General features: G+C 55.4%; 13 protein-coding genes. 5 read left to right on the forward strand and 8 right to left on the reverse strand.

The window, feature by feature from the left end; all coding sequences use genetic code 11:
• Nucleotides 1–152 precede the first annotated feature (152 nt).
• Complete coding sequence (locus VGK48_20760) at nt 153–299, forward strand: hypothetical protein (protein HEY2383614.1); 147 nt, start codon at nt 153–155, stop codon at nt 297–299.
• A 91-nt stretch (nt 300–390) separates the two neighbouring features.
• A complete protein-coding gene (locus VGK48_20765; protein ID HEY2383615.1) occupies nt 391–738 on the forward strand; it encodes a TIGR03435 family protein in 348 nt (115 codons plus the stop codon).
• A gap of 680 nt (nt 739–1,418) precedes the next feature.
• On the opposite strand, the gene VGK48_20770 is transcribed toward VGK48_20765, so the two are convergent.
• From VGK48_20770 to VGK48_20790, 5 genes are all read right to left on the reverse strand, one after another.
• On the reverse strand, nt 1,419–1,655 hold the full coding sequence (locus VGK48_20770; GenBank protein HEY2383616.1) for a BrnT family toxin: 237 nt from the start codon (nt 1,653–1,655) through the stop codon (nt 1,419–1,421).
• Between the two features lie 134 nt (nt 1,656–1,789).
• The gene (locus VGK48_20775; protein HEY2383617.1) at nt 1,790–5,407 is read right to left on the reverse strand and encodes an HsdR family type I site-specific deoxyribonuclease; all 3,618 of its coding nucleotides are present in this window, start codon (nt 5,405–5,407) and stop codon (nt 1,790–1,792) included.
• Nucleotides 5,404–6,561 (reverse strand): abortive infection family protein, encoded by a 1,158-nt coding sequence (locus VGK48_20780; protein ID HEY2383618.1) that lies wholly within the window; start codon nt 6,559–6,561, stop codon nt 5,404–5,406. The genes VGK48_20775 and VGK48_20780 overlap by 4 nt, the downstream gene beginning before the upstream one ends.
• Nucleotides 6,561–7,907, reverse strand: a complete 1,347-nt coding sequence (locus tag VGK48_20785; GenBank protein HEY2383619.1) for a restriction endonuclease subunit S — start codon at nt 7,905–7,907, stop codon at nt 6,561–6,563. Before VGK48_20785 ends, VGK48_20780 begins: the two co-directional genes overlap by 1 nt.
• Nucleotides 7,897–9,450, reverse strand: a complete 1,554-nt coding sequence (locus VGK48_20790; protein HEY2383620.1) for a class I SAM-dependent DNA methyltransferase — start codon at nt 9,448–9,450, stop codon at nt 7,897–7,899. Before VGK48_20790 ends, VGK48_20785 begins: the two co-directional genes overlap by 11 nt.
• Before the next feature lie 239 nt (nt 9,451–9,689).
• Between VGK48_20790 and VGK48_20795 the strand changes: the two genes are divergently transcribed.
• The gene (locus VGK48_20795) at nt 9,690–11,384 is read left to right on the forward strand and encodes a hypothetical protein (GenBank protein HEY2383621.1); all 1,695 of its coding nucleotides are present in this window, start codon (nt 9,690–9,692) and stop codon (nt 11,382–11,384) included.
• Between the two features lie 179 nt (nt 11,385–11,563).
• On the opposite strand, the gene VGK48_20800 is transcribed toward VGK48_20795, so the two are convergent.
• Nucleotides 11,564–11,857: a DUF3892 domain-containing protein gene (locus tag VGK48_20800; protein HEY2383622.1), complete on the reverse strand. Its 294-nt coding sequence runs from the start codon at nt 11,855–11,857 to the stop codon at nt 11,564–11,566.
• Nucleotides 11,858–11,871: 14 nt separating this feature from the next.
• Nucleotides 11,872–12,141 carry a helix-turn-helix domain-containing protein gene (locus tag VGK48_20805; GenBank protein ID HEY2383623.1) on the reverse strand — a complete coding sequence of 90 codons (270 nt, stop codon included), beginning with the start codon at nt 12,139–12,141 and terminating at the stop codon, nt 11,872–11,874.
• Nucleotides 12,142–12,469: 328 nt separating this feature from the next.
• Here VGK48_20805 and VGK48_20810 point away from each other — a divergent pair, with 328 nt between their 5' ends.
• Nucleotides 12,470–13,651 (forward strand): ImmA/IrrE family metallo-endopeptidase, encoded by a 1,182-nt coding sequence (locus VGK48_20810; protein HEY2383624.1) that lies wholly within the window; start codon nt 12,470–12,472, stop codon nt 13,649–13,651.
• A gap of 8 nt (nt 13,652–13,659) precedes the next feature.
• On the forward strand, nt 13,660–14,133 hold the full coding sequence (locus tag VGK48_20815; protein HEY2383625.1) for a DUF4411 family protein: 474 nt from the start codon (nt 13,660–13,662) through the stop codon (nt 14,131–14,133).
• Between the two features lie 159 nt (nt 14,134–14,292).
• Here VGK48_20815 and VGK48_20820 read toward each other — a convergent pair whose 3' ends face one another.
• Nucleotides 14,293–17,490 carry an FG-GAP-like repeat-containing protein gene (locus VGK48_20820; protein HEY2383626.1) on the reverse strand — a complete coding sequence of 1,066 codons (3,198 nt, stop codon included), beginning with the start codon at nt 17,488–17,490 and terminating at the stop codon, nt 14,293–14,295.
• Nucleotides 17,491–17,630: the final 140 nt, after the last annotated feature.

Genomic DNA, 17,630 nt, shown 5'->3' on the forward strand with positions numbered 1-17,630 from the left:
GGTTGTCGAACTTCACGTCGTCGCAAAGCAGCCTAACAGCATTATCCCCCACCTGACGGAACAGATAGGCCTGACCATCCTCGGCGCGAAAGAGGTGGGCCAGATATACCTCGGTTACCCGGCAAGGCGCCTCGACCGGCGCCTACGTCTGGATGGGCAAGTTGAAGGAAGCCGGCGACATCCATCCGCCGGGCACGATCCATTTCCGGCCCGATAATGGGGAGGAATGGTCGACGAACCTGCGGCCCGACTTCTCGTTTACGGACCCAAACGGCAATATCTGGCATCTGCGGACGTGATGGGAACACGGGCTAAAGCCCAATGCTGCAAGGTTTTCTGGGAAGGACTCGGGGTGGTTTCTAGCTTGGAGATCAGCGGGGCAAGGACAGCATGCGGTTCGGCATTGGTCGGATGACAGCGAAGCACGTCTCGCCATCCACGCTGATTGATGTCGTCTTGTCGCCGTTACTGGCGCGTCCCATCGAGGATCGTACGGGACTCACGAAACATTACGACTTCACGCTTCAGTGGACGCCCAATGTCGGTGAGGGCAGAGTCGGCCCGTTTGGAATCACTGGTCCGACCACCGCTGCCGGTCCAGTTGCGGCACCCGCAGCACAGCCTGGACCATCACTTTATACCGCCCTGGAAGAACAACTGGGGCTGAGGTTGGAGTCAACACGAGGCGCTGTGGATGTGATTGTGATCGACCACGCAGAGAAGCCGGACGCGAATTAACCTGCTGTGGCGATCCTTGCCGGCCCATGACGCTGATGACGCAGTCACACGGTAGGATCTATAGTCTGTTGTGGTGGATGTCCTAGCACATGGCCTTTGGGGTGGCGCACTGCTCGGTAGCAAAAGCGCACGGCACTGGCGCTTGGCGTGCCTGCTCGGAGCGGCACCGGATCTTATCGCATTAGGTCCTTTCACCGTTTGGCAGATACTCATCTCAGGTTCCGGAGATTTTCCGCCTTACGTGTACACGGCGTACAACGTCACGCACAGTCTAGTGGTGTGGGCCGTTGTGGCCGCAACCATATGGTTGTTTAGAAGTGAATTCCCTTGGATCTGGTGCGCTTGGGGGCTGCATGTCCTGTGCGATATACCGCTGCATGAGACCAATTTATTGCCTACGCCTTATCTGTGGCCCTTCAAAACACACTTTATCAATGGTGTCCATTGGGGCCAATTCTGGCTGATGGTTCTGAACTGGGCGGCGCTCACTATCATCTACGCGACATATGTGGTGCGGAAGCATCAGTATGGATTATGGGATGAGTCAACCCGATCTGTTCAGATCCTGGGGCATCAGCCATGCGGAGAAACCGAGCGAGAACTGACCTGTAGCGATCCTGCCAGCCAATGATTCATCACGCATCGTGTCTTCGTCCGTTCTTCGCGCCGGTGACTTGGTTTTAGCCTTCTTCATAACTTTTTGTCTCGGAACGCGGCGGCTGGCGCGCGCTTATGATTCTTGTTCTTTCAGCAATTTCAGCATAACAGACAACCAAGAAACGATATCGATCCGATAGGCCGAGGGCCACATAACGGCGTTCAGATGCCGGATGATCCAGATCGGGCATATTCATGGACAATGGATCGGCAAATATGGTCACGGCTTCTTCAAAAAGAGAAACCGTGCTTTTCGACATTTGATTTCGCTTTCTCGGCGTCCCCCTCAAAGTGGTAACCCACTTGCTCATTCCACTCGGAAGACTTTCATCACCCCATCGCCCAAATGGTTCATGTCAAGACAGTTGTTTTTCCGGATACTCGTACGGGCCTCTCATTCGATAGCCCAGGTCTCGGACAGCACCTCCGCCTGCTCGAGCACAGTTTGTGTCGCTTTCTCCTGCTTGTCCGGTGGATAACCGTATTTGCGCAAGATGCGTTTTACCAGGACACGGAGTTGGGCCCGCACGTTGTCTCGGATCGTCCAGTCGATCGTGACGTTCTTCCGAACCATGGCGACCAGTTCTCTGGCGATCGTTTTGAGCGTGTCATCCCCGAGGATTTTGACAGCGCTGTCGTTCGTTTCGAGCGCGTCGTAGAAAGCGAGTTCCTCGTCGGAGAGTCCGAGTTTTTCGCCTCTTGAATTGGCGGCGCGCATGTCTTTGGCGAGGTCGATCAGCATTTCCAGAACCTGCGCAGTCTCGATCGCGCGATTCTGGTATTTCCGAATGGCGGTTTCCAAAAGCTCCGCGAAAGACCGAGCTTGAACGACGTTGCGCTTCACTCGTGATTTGATCTCGCCCTTAATCAATTTCTGGAGTAGTTCCACGGCCAGGTTGCGCTGGGGCATGCCACGCACTTCCGCCAGAAACTCCTCCGAGAGAATGGATATATCGGGCTTCTTGAGACCGGCTGCAGCGAAGATATCCACGACCTCATCGGACGCAACCGCTTTCGAAATGATCTGCCGGATGGCGAGATCCAGCGCCTCGTCCGTCTTGCGTTCGCCAGGTGCGTTTTTGGCAAGAACGGCGCGCACGGCTTGGAAGAAACCGACATCGTCGCGGATCCGCAGCGCTTCTTCATGCGGGACGGCGAGCGCGAATGCCTGGGACAAGTCGGTCACCGCCCGCAGCAACCGCGCCTTGCCGTCCTCCTGAGCGAGGATATGCTCCTGGGCTGCAGGCAAGAGTGAGAGCCGGGCTTGCGGAGTGCCCGTAATCCATGCACTCCAATCGAAACCGTGGAACAGGCCCTGGCAAACTTCATACTTCTCGAGCATCAAGGCGACGGCTTCGGACTGGTCCAGCGCTGTCTTTCCCTTGCCGCCGGCTTCTGTATACGTCGCGAGGGCCTTCTTCAGTTCGTCTGCCAGGCCGAGGTAATCCACCACGAGCCCGCCTGGTTTGTCTTTGAAGACTCGATTGACTCGTGCGATCGCCTGCATCAGCCCATGTCCGCGCATCGGCTTGTCCAGATACATGGTGTGGAGGCTTGGCGCATCGAAGCCGGTGAGCCACATGTCGCGCACGATCACGATCTGGAAATGATCGTTGGGATCACGGAACCGGTTCGCAAGGTCTTCGCGGCGCGATTTATTGCGAATGTGCGGCTGCCATTCCAGGGGATCCGACGCGGAACCTGTCATCACGACCTTGAGCATACCGTGCTCGTCATTCTCGCCGTGCCAACTGGGCCGCAGAGCGACCAGTTCCCGATACAACTCGACCGCGATTCGACGGCTCATGACCACGATCATGGCTTTGCCTTGCATCGCCGCAAGCCGGTTCTCGAAATGCTCCACAAGATCGCGCGCTATTAGTTTGATGCGGTTCTCGGAGCCGACGACGGCTTCGATTTGAGCCCATTTGCTTTTGAGTTTTTCTTTGCGTTCGACTTCTTCGCCTTCGGTGGCCTCTTCGAACTGCGGATCGATCTTGGGGCGTTCCGATTCCTTCAACTCCAGCTTGGCGAGCCGGCTCTCATAATAGATCGGCACCGTCGCGCCATCGGCAACGGCTCGCTGGATGTCATAGACACTGATGTAGTCTCCAAAGACCGCGCGGGTATTGGCGTCGGCTTTCTCGATCGGGGTCCCGGTGAATCCGACGAACGATGCGTGCGGCAAGGCGTCGCGCATGTGCCGCGCGAACCCGTCGATGAAGTCATATTGGCTGCGATGGGCTTCATCGGCAATCACGACAATATTCCGCCGGTCCGAGAGTATGGGGTGGCGGTCCCCTTTCTCCTCCGGAAAGAACTTCTGGATGGTCGTGAAGATAACGCCACCGGAGGCAACGGCCAGCTTGGATCGAAGATCGGCGCGGTCCGCGGCCTGAACCGGCGGTTGACGCAGCAAATCGCGGCAGCGAGCGAACGTACCGAACAGCTGGTCGTCCAGATCGTTGCGATCCGTAATGACAACGATGGTCGGGTTCTCCATCGCCGGATGCAAAATGATCCGCCCGGCATAGAAGACCATGGTCAGGCTCTTGCCCGAGCCCTGGGTGTGCCACACCACGCCGACGCGCCGATCGCCGGGACGGCCCTCGCTCGTCGTCGATGTATGCGTGATCTCCAGGGACGGCAAAACCTCAACAAATTCAGCAATGACTTTCAGCCGGTCTTCGTCCTCGCTGGCGAGTTCGATAGGCTTGAATTCCGCATTGAGCGGCCGCAGCGTGATACGCTCATGACGCCAGAGCTGGCCATCACGGATCTTGGTGCTCTCATAACGCTTGACCGTGTAACGATGCCCGGTTTCGGGATCGAGGGCATCGCGTAATTCGACAAGCACAATCCTACCCTGCCGCGAACCTTCGACTGGAGCACGGAACAGGCACCATGAACCATCCGGAATCTGCGGTTCCATCGAGCGGCCGGCAACCTGCGCGACAAACATTCCAGGCTGCAACCGGCGTGTCCCGACAGCCACCCACTCGAAATCTTCAGGACGAAAACTGTGCGGATCGCCGAACGCGCCCGCAGCCGCGCGGAGTGGAACGAGGGGCACGGTAGTACGGAATCGCTCCGCCGGATCGTTAACGAGACGGAGCGAACGAGCCGGTTCTGCCGCCCGCAGGGTCTGCTCGACGGCAACATTCACAGCATGAAACTGGTGATAGCCCGCCATCTTCTTAGTGAGCTTGCCTCTGCCTCCATCGGCGGCAGTGTCCTCGAACACGATGAAGTATCGAAGCAAGTCGAGAAAACGCCGTTTCTCGAAAACGCCTTCCAGAACCACCTGAAGCTCGGAAAGTTTCGCCGAAGCATCCTCGTTTCCAGTGATTGTGCGCCAGGGTTTAAACCACTCTTTGCCGGCACCTAACGATCCGATCCGCGCCTGAACGCCATCCGAGGCGACCAGCGCAGCGTTGGTTGCGAACAGTTCCGGGATCTGCGCCTGGTATGTCTGAAGCTGCTGGAATGCCGACCAGACGGTGGCGTTCTCGCCGGCCGCGTTCTTCAACTCGAGTACGGCCAGCGGCAATCCATTGATGAACAAGACGACGTCCGGACGGCGCGTATGCCGGCCATCCGACACGGTGAACTGATTGACTGCAAGCCAGTCGTTGTTATCCGGAGTGTCGAAATCGATGACGCGCGCCTGCGCCCCGGCAATCGAGCCGCCTTTGCGGCGGTATTCCACATTGATGCCATCGACAAGCATTCGGTGCACGGCGCGGTTGCGCTCGACGAGAGACGGCGCATCGCTTCGCGTGAGCTTCCGGTAAGCATCTTCGACCGCTTCCGGCGGAAGATCCGGATTCAGCCGCGCGAGCGCGCGTCGAAGGCGGCCATCGAGGAGAACATCGCGATACGCCGGATCGGCGCGCTCAGCGCTAGGCTCACCTGCCGCAATGAGCGGCCCATGGAGCACGGTGTAACCGAGCGATTCCAGCCAGGCAAGGGCGGCCTCTTCGACGACGGATTCCGTAAAGCCGGCGTTCACGCGCCGGCTCCTTCTGCCGAAGCTGTGGAGGCTTCGGTCCCCGCTTCGGCATCAGGCAGTTGCACGCGCAACCACGCCACCAAGCGCTCAGCCACGGAGTCCGCTCTTCCAGACACAATTCCAAACTGCACGAGCACACGCTTACAAGCGACCTTCAGTCTTGCTTGGATCGGTTCTCGATCCTTCCAATCCAATCCGATGTTTTGTTCTGCGGTTGCCAGAAGCGAATCAATAAGCTGCTTTCCACCTCCATCGCGAAGCGTCGGATCCAGGCCTTCGGCAGTCAAGAACGCCTCGACGCCGACGCGGACGATCTTGAGTTCGCCCTCATACTGCGGTACCAATTCCGTCACCGGGCCGACTGCAACCGGAATCGCAGGAATCTCAACAGCCGCTCGAACAGCCGCTTCTTCAGCCTCTTCGTCGGTCTCTACGACTTCTTCAACGGCGCGTTCAGCCGTCTTGAGCAATTCGACGTAAATCGTTCGATCAACTCCATAGAGGAGTCTGCTCGGCTCGACACGGATCTCAATGGCTTCTGTCCTCTTCTTTGTGTACACCGAGAAGACCACTACGGGGCGATCGCCATCTTCGTCAATCCGTACGTCAACGTTCACAGCGCTGTCGATGCGGTCATTGAGATGGGGAAAGTTTTCGTATGGTTCACGCGTCGCAATCAGATCGGGCTGCTTTCCTTCAAACGCATTCAGGAGTACGCCGACGATCGCATCGCCCGTGTGCAGAAAAGCCCGTGCATGATCGGCCGTCACTGCATCGAGGAAGCCATCCTTACCGTGTGCCAGAGGCCCTGTCTCGTTGCGCATATCCGACAGAGCGTCGGCTAATTTGTTAAATCCCGAAAGTATCTTATCTAGTTTGTTAGCTCCCCTGCTGTTTCGTAAACCCAACGGACTGAGCGCAGAAACGAGCAACTCCGTTGTGGAGGGTGTCGAAGAAGACATCGGCTCTCGAAACTCGCCCATGATCGTCAGGCAAACGCTCTCAATGAACGATTTGACATGTTCGACCATGCCGTGTCCGTTCCCATCGAAGCACGCCTTCAGCGCCTCGTGACACTTTGCAAGTGTGGGCGCATCCGGCCATCGTTGCTGCGCCCGCAAGTAGTTTGGCGCGAGCGCGTCGAGATCAGCCATCAGTTACCACCCCCGATGAACCGCTCCGCATTCTCGATCCGCAACTCGCCTGAAATCAGTTTCGGCAGCAGGGTATCACGTAAGGCTTCCAAGTCGCGGTTCTCAAGCAGGTTTCGAAATCCTCTGTCGAATAGAGGACCGGCAATCTGATTCCAAGCCTGAATCAATCGATCGTCTGGTCGTGCAACGAGCAATCGTTTAAGATCGTCAACCGTTACATGGCCGAGCCCAGTGGTTTGTTTGTTCCGTGCGATCTCTGCGAAGATTGGTTTGAGGAACTTGAGCGTTGAAAGAATAAATGGCCCTTCATTGGGACCGCGTGGCAATACTCGAAAGATGTGTTGATTGAGCCATGCTGGGCCGTGGGGCCAAACGAACGTGTCAATCGAAGTGTCTGGATTTCCAGACCATGAGAATAGAATATCGCCGGTGCCTATTCGGAACTTCTCAGGCATGTCCACGTTAGAAAACCTAGTTTGCGATGTTACGCCGGCTTTCAGTTCAGCAATCTTGATGATCGGGAGCCCTTTCCGGTCACTTTTGGGCTGGAATGTTGCATATGCAGCGCCATTTACATAGGTCGCAATGTCATAGACCGGAGTGTGTTGCCAACCCTTAGGAATCTCTCCAAGCGCAGACTGTTCAAAGGAATCCGGGAAGAGCTCCGCGAGATGCTGAGGCAATTCGGGGTCGCGGCCTTCAGCCTTAGTGCGGACGGGCGCGAAGTCCACGAACCACGACTTGAAGAGGACCCGCACCATCGCCTCCAGCGTTTCGTTCATCTGCTGGTTCAGTTGGATCTTGTCGTCAAGCGTGCCGAGGATGTGGGCGATAGCGCCCTGTTCTTCCATTGGCGGCAGGAGAATCGGAAGTTCGAGTTGTGCCGTGATCCCCAGGTAGGCGCGAGTTGAGCCTTTCTGCCCCCACGTCTCGAAAAGGCTCTGAAAGTCGTGGCTGTCGAAGTACAGCTTCAGGTATCGATTCGACAATCGCTTGCTGTCCTTCACCCTGTAGTACGTTACTTGAGGGGTAAGGATCAGGAACGGAACATCCAACTCGCCAACTATCGCCGTTCGCCCCATAGTGGCCTTGTGCGAGATAAGGACGTCACCCCGTAATGCAAATCCCTTTCTCAGTGATCGAGCTTGTTGCTCGTCGATGAATGTGCAGTTCTTCGTGTCAACTCGCCCATTCGCTAGATCCGACGCCATGATAAATGGTATGCCGCGGTCGACGAAGTCAGAGGTCTTCGGATGAATCTCGCCGTGATTCCCGTCCATCGGGCGCTCCAGCACGCCCTCGTCCACAAGCTGCTTGACCGTTGCTGTTCGCCACTCAACCGCCATATCCAAGTTCCTTCAGGTTGGTGGTAATGACCTGATCCAGCTTTGCCCCCTCGGCCTGTTGTTTACGCAGACTCGCACTGAGACGCGTCATCTTGTCTTCGAACGGCTCGCCATCGTCCTCGGCGGCTTCGGCGCCGATGAAGCGACCGGGGGTGAGTACGTGGCCCTGCTTGCGAATATCCTCGAGCGTCGCGCGGATGCAGAAGCCGGGTACATCGGCGTACTCGCTGGCGTCCTTGTCGTCACGCCAGGCGTGGTAGGTTCCTGCAATCTTCGCGATGTCGCCGTCGCTCAGCTCACGGTGAACGCGGTCGACCATCGAGCCCAGTTTGCGTGCGTCGATGAAAAGCGTCTCGCCGCGCCGGTCGCGGAAGCGTCCGTTCTTCTTGTTGCGCGCGATGAACCACAGGCAAACCGGGATCTGTGTCGAGTAGAAGAGCTGGCCCGGCAGAGCGACCATGCAGTCCACAAGATCCGCCTCGATGATCGCCTTGCGGATCTCGCCCTCGCCCGATTGGTTAGATGACATCGAGCCGTTGGCGAGCACGAACCCGGCGAGTCCGGCCGGGGCCAGGTGATAAATGAAGTGCTGTACCCACGCGTAGTTGGCATTTCCCGCGGGCGGCACACCATAGACCCAGCGTTTATCGTCTTTTAAAAGCTCCCCGCGCCAGTCGCTATCGTTGAACGGCGGATTCGCGAGGACGTAGTCGGCTTTGAGGTCGGCGTGTTTGTCGTTATGAAAGGTATCGCCATGGGCAATCTGTGCATCGATGCCGCGAATGGCGAGATTCATCTTGGCTAGCCGCCAGGTGGTGTAGTTAGACTCCTGACCGTAGATGGAAATGTCGCCAAGTTTGCCGCTATGCGCTTCGATAAACTTCTCGCTGCTGACAAACATCCCTCCCGAACCGCAGCAGGGATCATAAACACGTCCTTTATAGGGCGCGAGCACCTCGACCAGCACGCGCACCACCCGCGACGGTGTATAGAATTGTCCGCCACTCTTCCCTTCGGCGCTGGCGAAGCGGGCAAGAAAGTACTCGTAAACGCGGCCGAGCGTGTCCTTCGCCCGATCGGCGGTGCTGCCGAGCGCGATGTCACTTACCAGATTGATGATCTGACCGAGGCGCTGCTTGTCGAGACCGGTTCGGCCGAAATCCTTGGGCAGCACACCCTTGAGCGACGGGTTATCCCGCTCGATTGCAGTCATGGCGTCATCGACCGTAGTGCCGATCGTCGGCTGCGGCGCGTTCGCCTTCAAATGCTCCCAGCGCGCTTCTTTCGGCACCCAAAAGATGCTGGACGCGCGATATTCGTCACGATCTTCAGGATCGGCGCCTTCGGCTTTCTGCGCTTCAAGCTCGGCGTGTTTCGACTCAAACGCATCGGATATGTACTTCAGGAAGATCAGCCCAAGCACGACGTGTTTGTATTCCGCCGCATCCATATTGTTGCGGAGTGCGTCGGCCGCCGCCCAGAGTTTGGCCTCAAAACCCAGGTTCGCGGTTGTGTCGTTGTTCTTCGTCGGTGTTCGTGCCATTCCATTCCAGTCGTGAATTAATTATTAACAGACTGGGCATTATACCCAGGAGCAGATCTTGATGTATTGCGATCGTAAAACGCGACATACGGTATACCTTGACAGGGGAGGTTGAAACATCGTCCAACTGTTGGGACGGCCGCCGATTTCGTAAGGAAGCCTACTGCCTGATCAGGGACCTGCTTTGACCGTCAGAAATGGAGCATAGATGTAAGACTCGACTTCAGGAGGGATGCAATATGAACGCAGGAGATTTGTTGGACCAAATCGTTTCGATCTGCACAACGCTTACTAATGAAGCAATGGATTTGGCAAAGCAGAAAGCGAAACAATCCGGATTCGACGTGGATCGGGCGCTAGTCCCTCTGGACGAGAGTTTCATTAATCTTTCATCCGCTCGTGCCATTCTCGAGGACGCGATCGAAAAGCGGAAGCTGACTGAACTCCCCATCACCGTACAGAAGGAGATCTCGGCAAACCTTGAGGGCATCGCTAAATCTTTGCAAGGTCTGGCTGGAGGAGTAGATGAAGTCGTAAATCTGACAAATGGTATCGAAGCGCTCAACACGGCCATCTGGAAGTACGGATTCCACAATTTGTCAGAAGAGGTTCTCGGCTACCAGCGAAAGCTCAACCAGCTGAAGACTCAGGAGGTCCGCATTTCCAAACTGGTTTCCGATCTTGCGGAAGCAACATCCTCATCCGACCGAGCGCGAGCCGCTTCGGACGCTGCTGAAAAGGAAAGTGAAGGTGCGCGCCTTGCTTTGGAAAATGCCCAAAAGAACGCTGCTTCCTGCGCGGTGCTTCTGGACCAAATAAAGCTCAGCGCGGACCAGATCAGTGCCGTATATTCCACTATCAAGCAACAGGAGAAACAGAGTGGCGAGCTTAGCGCCAATATCAAAACCGCCAACAATGAACTTCTGTCGTTAGATACAAGCATTAAAGGCTTCTATGGTGACGTCGACGAGTACCGGAAGAAGATAACGCAGACGACTGATGATGCAAGTAAGCTGATCACGAACTCTGACGCGGCGGTCAAAAAGTTGATCGAAGAAAGTGTGAGTAAAATCGATGCCGCATATGCGTCATTGCAGGAAGAGGCCCAAACGGTGGCGCGGGAATTAACCGCAAAGATCGATACCTCCGTCAAACTGAATAATGACAAAACAGAAGCGCTTTTAACTGATACAGTTACCGATCTTTCAGCATTCCAAAAGGCAGCCGATACCAGGCTAACTTCCATTCTGGATAACTTCACGATTGAATCGCAAAAGCTTACCAGTCGTACGGACGAACGCGTTCAAGCCGCCGAGGTACGGTTGGATGCTCGGTCGGCAGAGACTATTGAGGCCAATCAGCAGAGAACGGCGAACCTTCTGTCGGAACTTGAAAAGCTCAAAGACCAGGTGCGGGAGCAAATCCAGCAGGCGACAGGATTTACCCTGTTTGGAGCTTTTCAGGCCCGTCAGAACGAGGTCGTCAAGTCGAAAAAGTGGTGGGCCATTGCGATATTCGCCCTTGTCTTTGTTTCCGCCGGTGTCACATTCTGGATCGCGCATGAGGCCCAGTCGTACAGCGCGACGAATCTGGCCTTTTGGGTCAAGCTTTCCCTGACAATCCCGCTGGCGTTCGCTATCACGTTTTGTACCGTCCAATACGGCCGAGAGCGACGGCTGGAAGAGGAGTATGCGTTTAAGGCGAGCATATCCGTTTCCCTTAATCCATACCGGGAGCTTATCCGATCGATTCTCGAAAAAGACGGCACGGTGGATTTGGCGAAGTACACCGAGTTTGTTATCGATTCCGTGAAAAATGTATTCACGCCACCAACGGACAAAGTCTTCGAGGGTGAAAAAAAGCCGAGCTTTACTGCTAAAACCTTTGAACAGACCGCTAAAATTATCGGGGCAGCAGTGAAGGCCGCAAAATAAAGGCTTTGTGTGAGGCACGCTTTGGCGGTGGCCAATCGTCTCGCCGCCGATGAAATTCGCGGCTAAACATCCTGCCGATGGATTTCCCGTATCAAGCGGTCTGATCGCCGGCTCTGCACCTGGGATCGCGTTCTGGTCGATGACTTGTCAGTTTTCCAATACGAGCCCAGATACCTCGATTAACGGCACTCCGGTAGCCGCAACAAGTTATCCGTGAGAACACGGTCGGCTATGGTCCGTACGTATTGGGTTCCGTGCTGGGATTCACGAGCGACGACCTGCGCGCGATTCCCCTGACCGTCCCGAACATACGCGTCCCCGCCCCGCTTCACCCAGTCATACATCTGCAACCGCGTCCACGTTTGGCTGTTACCGGTTCCATCCTCGACCCAACCTAGCATACTGATTGCATGATGCGGATCTTCGTGATACCCATTTTCTTTGTTGATGCACGTAACCCTGATTGCCACCATTCCACCTCCGATAACTACCTTCTTACCGGAGAATGCTTCGAAACGCTCGCCGCGACTGCCGTTCCTGCCGCGATTGCCGACTCTTTTATGCCCAGATCGTTGCTGCGCTGCCTGATTAGATCGTCCAGGCTGGAACGGTAGATGTGCCAACTTTTGCCCAATTTATAGGCCCGAAGCTGGCCAATCTCGCAATAGTACCGGACGGTGCGTTCGGAAATACCGAGAATCCGGGCTCCTGTTCCGCTTGAAACGATCTTCTCCTCAACAGAATTGACGGTTGTCATCAGACCTCCTCGTGCCATGCGCAGTTCGGCCTTCATTTTTGTGCATGGTCCAGTTGTCTTCGGACGGCTGCTGGAACTGCACCCATCCGTTGCTATCGAGGCAAGCTGACGTCGGCGAGCACTGCAGTGACAATCTCGAGGCTCTTCTGGCCTTCAGTACCCTCAAAAGCTGAAACTGCCTGTTTCTCTTTACTGCCTCAAAAGATACTGACCTGGACGGACAGGTTAGGTCTCTGGACTTGCATGTCCCTGCCCTGACCACGCGGTCGCGTTATATTTATAGGCAGCGCGGAACGCTGCGGTAGAATCGCGCACCGGTGGAATCCTCATGGGCAATCCAGTCACAGGAATAAATCCCAGAATTCTGGAATGGGCGAGAAAGGGCTCAGGTCAATCGATCGAGGATGTTGCGGCAGCTTTCGGTAAAGAATCCTCGGTCATCCAGGAGTGGGAATCCGGGCAGTCGGCGCCGACTTATGTGCAGCTGGAAAAGCTCGCATACTCCGTCTATAAGCGGCCGATTGCGATTTTCTTTTTCCCCGATATCCCCGATGAAATAGACCCGAAGCAGTCGTTTCGGACCCTGCCCGGAACAGAGATCGAAGAACTGGGAGCGGATACACGCCACAAGGTTCGAGAAGCTCGAGCCATGCAACTGTCTTTATCAGAGCTGGCAAACGGAAGTAATCCATCGCCCAGGCAATTGCTCAAGGACATTTCTGCAAAAGCCTCGGAATCGGCATCTTCGATTGCGGAGAAGATCCGTGATTACCTGGAAATTCCACTATCCGTCCAGAAAGGCTGGAAAAGCATCGAGGATGGACTCAAAACCTGGCGAGCTGCCGTAGAAGATAACGGGATTTTTGTCTTCAAGGATTCTTTCAAACAGAAAGATGTCTTCGGGCTGTCCTTGTATGACGAAGAGTTCCCTCTCATCCTTATCAACAACAGCAATGCCCAAACCCGGCAAATCTTCACGCTGTTTCATGAACTGGCTCACCTTATCGTTCACGAAAGCGGTGTCACGAAGCAGGACGACAGCTATATCGACAAATTGCACGGTCATTCGCGGCAGGTTGAAGTCTTCTGCAATCGGCTGGCGGCGGAGCTTTTGCTTCCATCCTCAGACTTCAAGGCCACCCTTAGGACATACGAAAGGCCTGATGAGGAAGCCGTAAACGCCATTGCCTGGACATATAAGGTTAGCCGGGAAGTTGTGTTGCGGCGTCTGCTGGATATGGAGCTTGTCGGCAAGCAGCGCTACGAGCGCGACGTCAAGAAATGGCGGGAGGAATATGATGCGAGGGTAAAAGCCGACGCACAAGCAGGAAAGGGCGGTGGCAATTACTACGCCACGCAGGCCAGCTATCTGGGCGAGAAATACCTGAGCCTTGCGTTTTCCAGCTATTACAAAGGACGCATTTCCGTCGATCAGCTCGCGGACTACTTGAACGTGAGCGTTAAGAACATTCCAGGCCTGGAACAGTTTGTCCTCCAGAAGACAAGCTGAAGGCCGTTATGCCTTACATCTTCGATACCAACAGCATCGTTGCTCTTTCTCACTACTATCCGAAACGATTCCCCAGTTTCTGGACTCGGTTCGACGCGGCGGTGGAGGCCGAGGATGTCGTTTCTGTCCGGGAAGTTTCCCGGGAAATCGAAAATCACAGCCATATTCAACCGTGGCTGGCTGATTGGCTGACAGCGCACAAATCCGTATTCCGCGTACCGACGCCGGAAGAAATGCGGTTTGTTGTCGAGATCTTCAGAGTGAAGCCGTTCCAGGCTCTCGTCGGCGAGAAACAACGCCTGCGCGGGACTCCGGCCGCAGACCCGTTTGTCATTGGCTGTGCAAAAATCAGCAACGGCGTGGTCATTACACAGGAGGTCAAAAAGGACGGCGGAGCGAAGATACCCAATGTCTGTGATCATTTCGGGATCCAGTGGACGAACCTGGAGGGATTCCTCGCCGCGAAAGGCTGGGAGTTTTAGCGGCCGCCGATTTTGAGCAACTGAAGCGTTACGCGTTTCAAGCCCCATTAAACTCAGATACTTAACACCATTTACTTGTATTTGCACGGGAACGACCTTACTCCCTGAACTGGGATGTTCCTAAACCTGGTTCAATTTGCGGCATTACACCTCAAGTGATCATTGACTCGTGAGCTGTCCCCGTGGGCGTTGACGCGGGAGAAGAGAGCCGAGGAAGACAGCGCCGGTTGCGGTAATGATGTCAGTTGCTCCATCGCTGTTCAGATCGCCAACAGCGATGGAGCGTAAACTCGACGAGCCAGGGGACAAGTTGACTGGCGCTTGCAATGTCCCATCGCCGTTACCTAAGAGCAGAATCACGTAGTCAGTACTATCGTTAACAACAGCCAGATCGGCGGCGCCGTCGCCGTTGAAGTCTCCAACCGCAAGAGAGAACGGCTGTGAACCCGCTGCAAAACTAAGAGCTGTCTGAAACGTGCCGTTGCCATTTCCCAAGAGCACGCTAACGCTAGGAATCGTGGAGCAACAGTACGTGGCATAATTCGCAACAGCCAGATCAACCTCGCCGTCGCCATTAAAGTCGCCAACTACAACAAAATAAGGATACGGCCCAACACCGAAGTCCACTGCCGACTGAAACGTGCCATCGCCGTTACCAAGCAGGACGCTAACATCGTGGCCGCCGCCGAAGAGACCGGAGTTTGCACTCACGATGTCGGCCCTACCGTCATCATTGAAATCACCGACACTAACAGACAATGGATACGAGCCAACGCCGAAATTCACTGCACTTTGAAACGTCCCATCGCCGTTACCCAAGAGCACGCTGACATCGTTGCTGGTCGCGTTGGCGACGACAATGTCGGCGTTGCCATCGCCATTCAAATCTGCCGCCGCAATCGCGTTTGAGCCGATATCCGCGCCAAAACTCATCGCAGGCTGAAACGTGCCGTCGCCGTTGCCCAGGAACACACCGACTGTTGTCCTACTCGGAATGAAATTTGCTAATACTGCCAAGTCCGTCTTGCCGTCTCCATTGAAATCCGCCACCACTGGTGACATAGGATTAATGCCCGCACCGAAGTGTGCGGCAGTTTGGAACGTACCGTCGCCCTTGCCCAAAAACACGCTTATGGTGCCGGCAAACACATCATTCGTAACTGCTAAATCCGCCTTGCCATCACTATTGAAGTCTCCGATGACCACCGAATTGGCGGTTGCCCCGAACATCAGCGTCGCACCAGCGTGGAACCCATTCGTTGGTACTGCGCGAACAGTTTCTTTCACCGTGGCGCTCATGCTCGGACGATAAGCGGCGCCCCCGCCGTAATAAGCCTTCAGTGATCGGGCACCACTGGCAAGCATGCTTGTATGAAGAGTTGCGATGCCGTTCGATATGGATGAGATTCCGAGCAGCGTTGTGCTGTCGTAAAAGGTCACCTTGCCGGTTGTTGGCGCCGGCGTAATGGTGGCAGTCAGCGTGACCGGCTGTCCTAAACTCTGCGGGTTTGCTGAGCTGGTGAGCACTGTGCTCGTGGTCATTCCTGTTGCGACAGTGATTGTAAATGTTTGCGGCGCCGCCATATTGCCCAGATTATCCTGTACTGTCACGCTAAAGCCATAGGGGCTACCGCTCGTCGTCGTCGGCGTACCTGCAACAATGCCGCTCGCGCCATCTAACACTAAGCCAGGAGGCAGCGCTCCCGCGCCTATGGCCCAGTTACTGTAGAGTGTTCCACCTCCAGTCGCCACAAGCGTTGCTGCATATGGTGCGCCTGTATATCCATCGGGCAGTGCTGCTGAGGTAATGGTCAAGGTTGGTAAGCCAGTGAAATTCACAATCAGGTTGGCCATCGGAATGGGTACTGTTTTCGGTGAGGCCGCAAACGTGTAAATGGGATAGGTGACGGTGAGCGTTGCAGTTCCGGCAGCGGTAATTTGGTAAAACGAGTACCTGCCATCCGGTGCGGTCGTCGTCGTGCCAAGAACTGGATCTGAAACAGCCGCGTTTGCAATCGGCACATTGAGATTGTCGGTAATGGTGCCACTAATCGAACTCTGCGTGCGGTGGACTTGCAGAGATGCGACAGCACAATCAAGCGTGGGCAGCGCTCCATTCCCGACCTTGGGTGGTGTGCAACCGGCGGGGATCAAAAAGACCGCAATGTCAGTAGCCAGTTGATCGCTTCCTCCTGTGTCGATTGCTACTTGTACCGTTCCATCAGGATTGATCGGCACTGTCGGTTGGTCGAAGGTGGGCTTTGTCCACCATCCGCCAAAGACTTGGATATAGGTGGCAAGGACATAATCTGCTGGATGGATGCCGGTGACCTTCACATCGAGCGGATCAGCGCTGCCATAGGGCGGAACATACGTAAATGTGAGGGCCGTTGGTCCGGAAATAAAGCCATCGCCGGTACAGTCCACGGGTGCCGTCTGACCGTTAAAAAACGCGTTCATGCCCGACTTCATCGCGCCGTTCACATCCCACAGGCCCCAATGTGCCCCTACCGTTCCCTCATCGGTATTCGCCTTCCATGCTTCATCGAACGCCTCAAAATAAAATGACTTGATGCCATTGGCATTTGCCCAGGAAAGGAACTGCAGTGCGTACAAATTCGCGTTCGCAACGGACGGAACCGCAAAACCTTTGACACCTCCCGCCGACGGCCAACCCGTTTCACTCACATACACCGGCGTTGCACCCGCAGCAGTCTGGAGCTTCTGATATGAAGACTCGAGCGAGCAGAGCGCATTGTCTTGCGGTGTACTCTCCCAATAGGGATAGAGATTCGCGAACACAACATCGCTTGCTGCAATGAGACTGGGATTATCAATGAACGTTTGCCAAATATCGGCAGTAGTGACCGGAATGTTTTGGGGGATTGCCGCTCGAACCTGCTGCATGTATGCAAGTAATTGACTAACGGTCACATCTTTTCGACGGATTGCTTCCGATCCAACAATTGCGATGTCAACGAGCCCCGCGTTCGCGGCAGCAACGAGGCTGTTGATCTCAGCGGTGTTCTGCGCATCGTTGGGAGAAAGAGTGGGGTTAGAGATCCACGCATTCGCCGCGACTTTCAGCCCCATTTGGTGGGCGACTAATGGAATATTTTCAAGTCCATTGGTGCTCCCAAAGGACCGGACCCACGTTGTATAAGGCGCAATGATCTGCAGGCGGGCCGCAATCTGTTCGGGGGTAATCTGACTGCCGATGTTGGGATCCTGCCCGTTGAGATACGGGCTAAAGTCGATGCCGTACACCTTCTGAAGAGGATTTTGAGCCTCGACCTCGACTCCGCCCAGAATGACAGCAAGACAACAGAAAAAGCCGTACACGAACGCTTTGCCCACTGCGGGCAGCAGTCTCCCCGCGCATGTGCTGCACATGATTCACCGTCGCTTTCATAACCACTGACTGAAAAATAGTAGACGAAGGGAATGATATCAAAATTGGCCTCCCTTTTTGATTGCGTTGGGCTCGCGCTCCTGCG

Source organism: Terriglobia bacterium (assembly GCA_036496425.1).
In the GTDB taxonomy this organism is placed as follows: Bacteria; Acidobacteriota; Terriglobia; order 20CM-2-55-15; family 20CM-2-55-15; genus 20CM-2-55-15.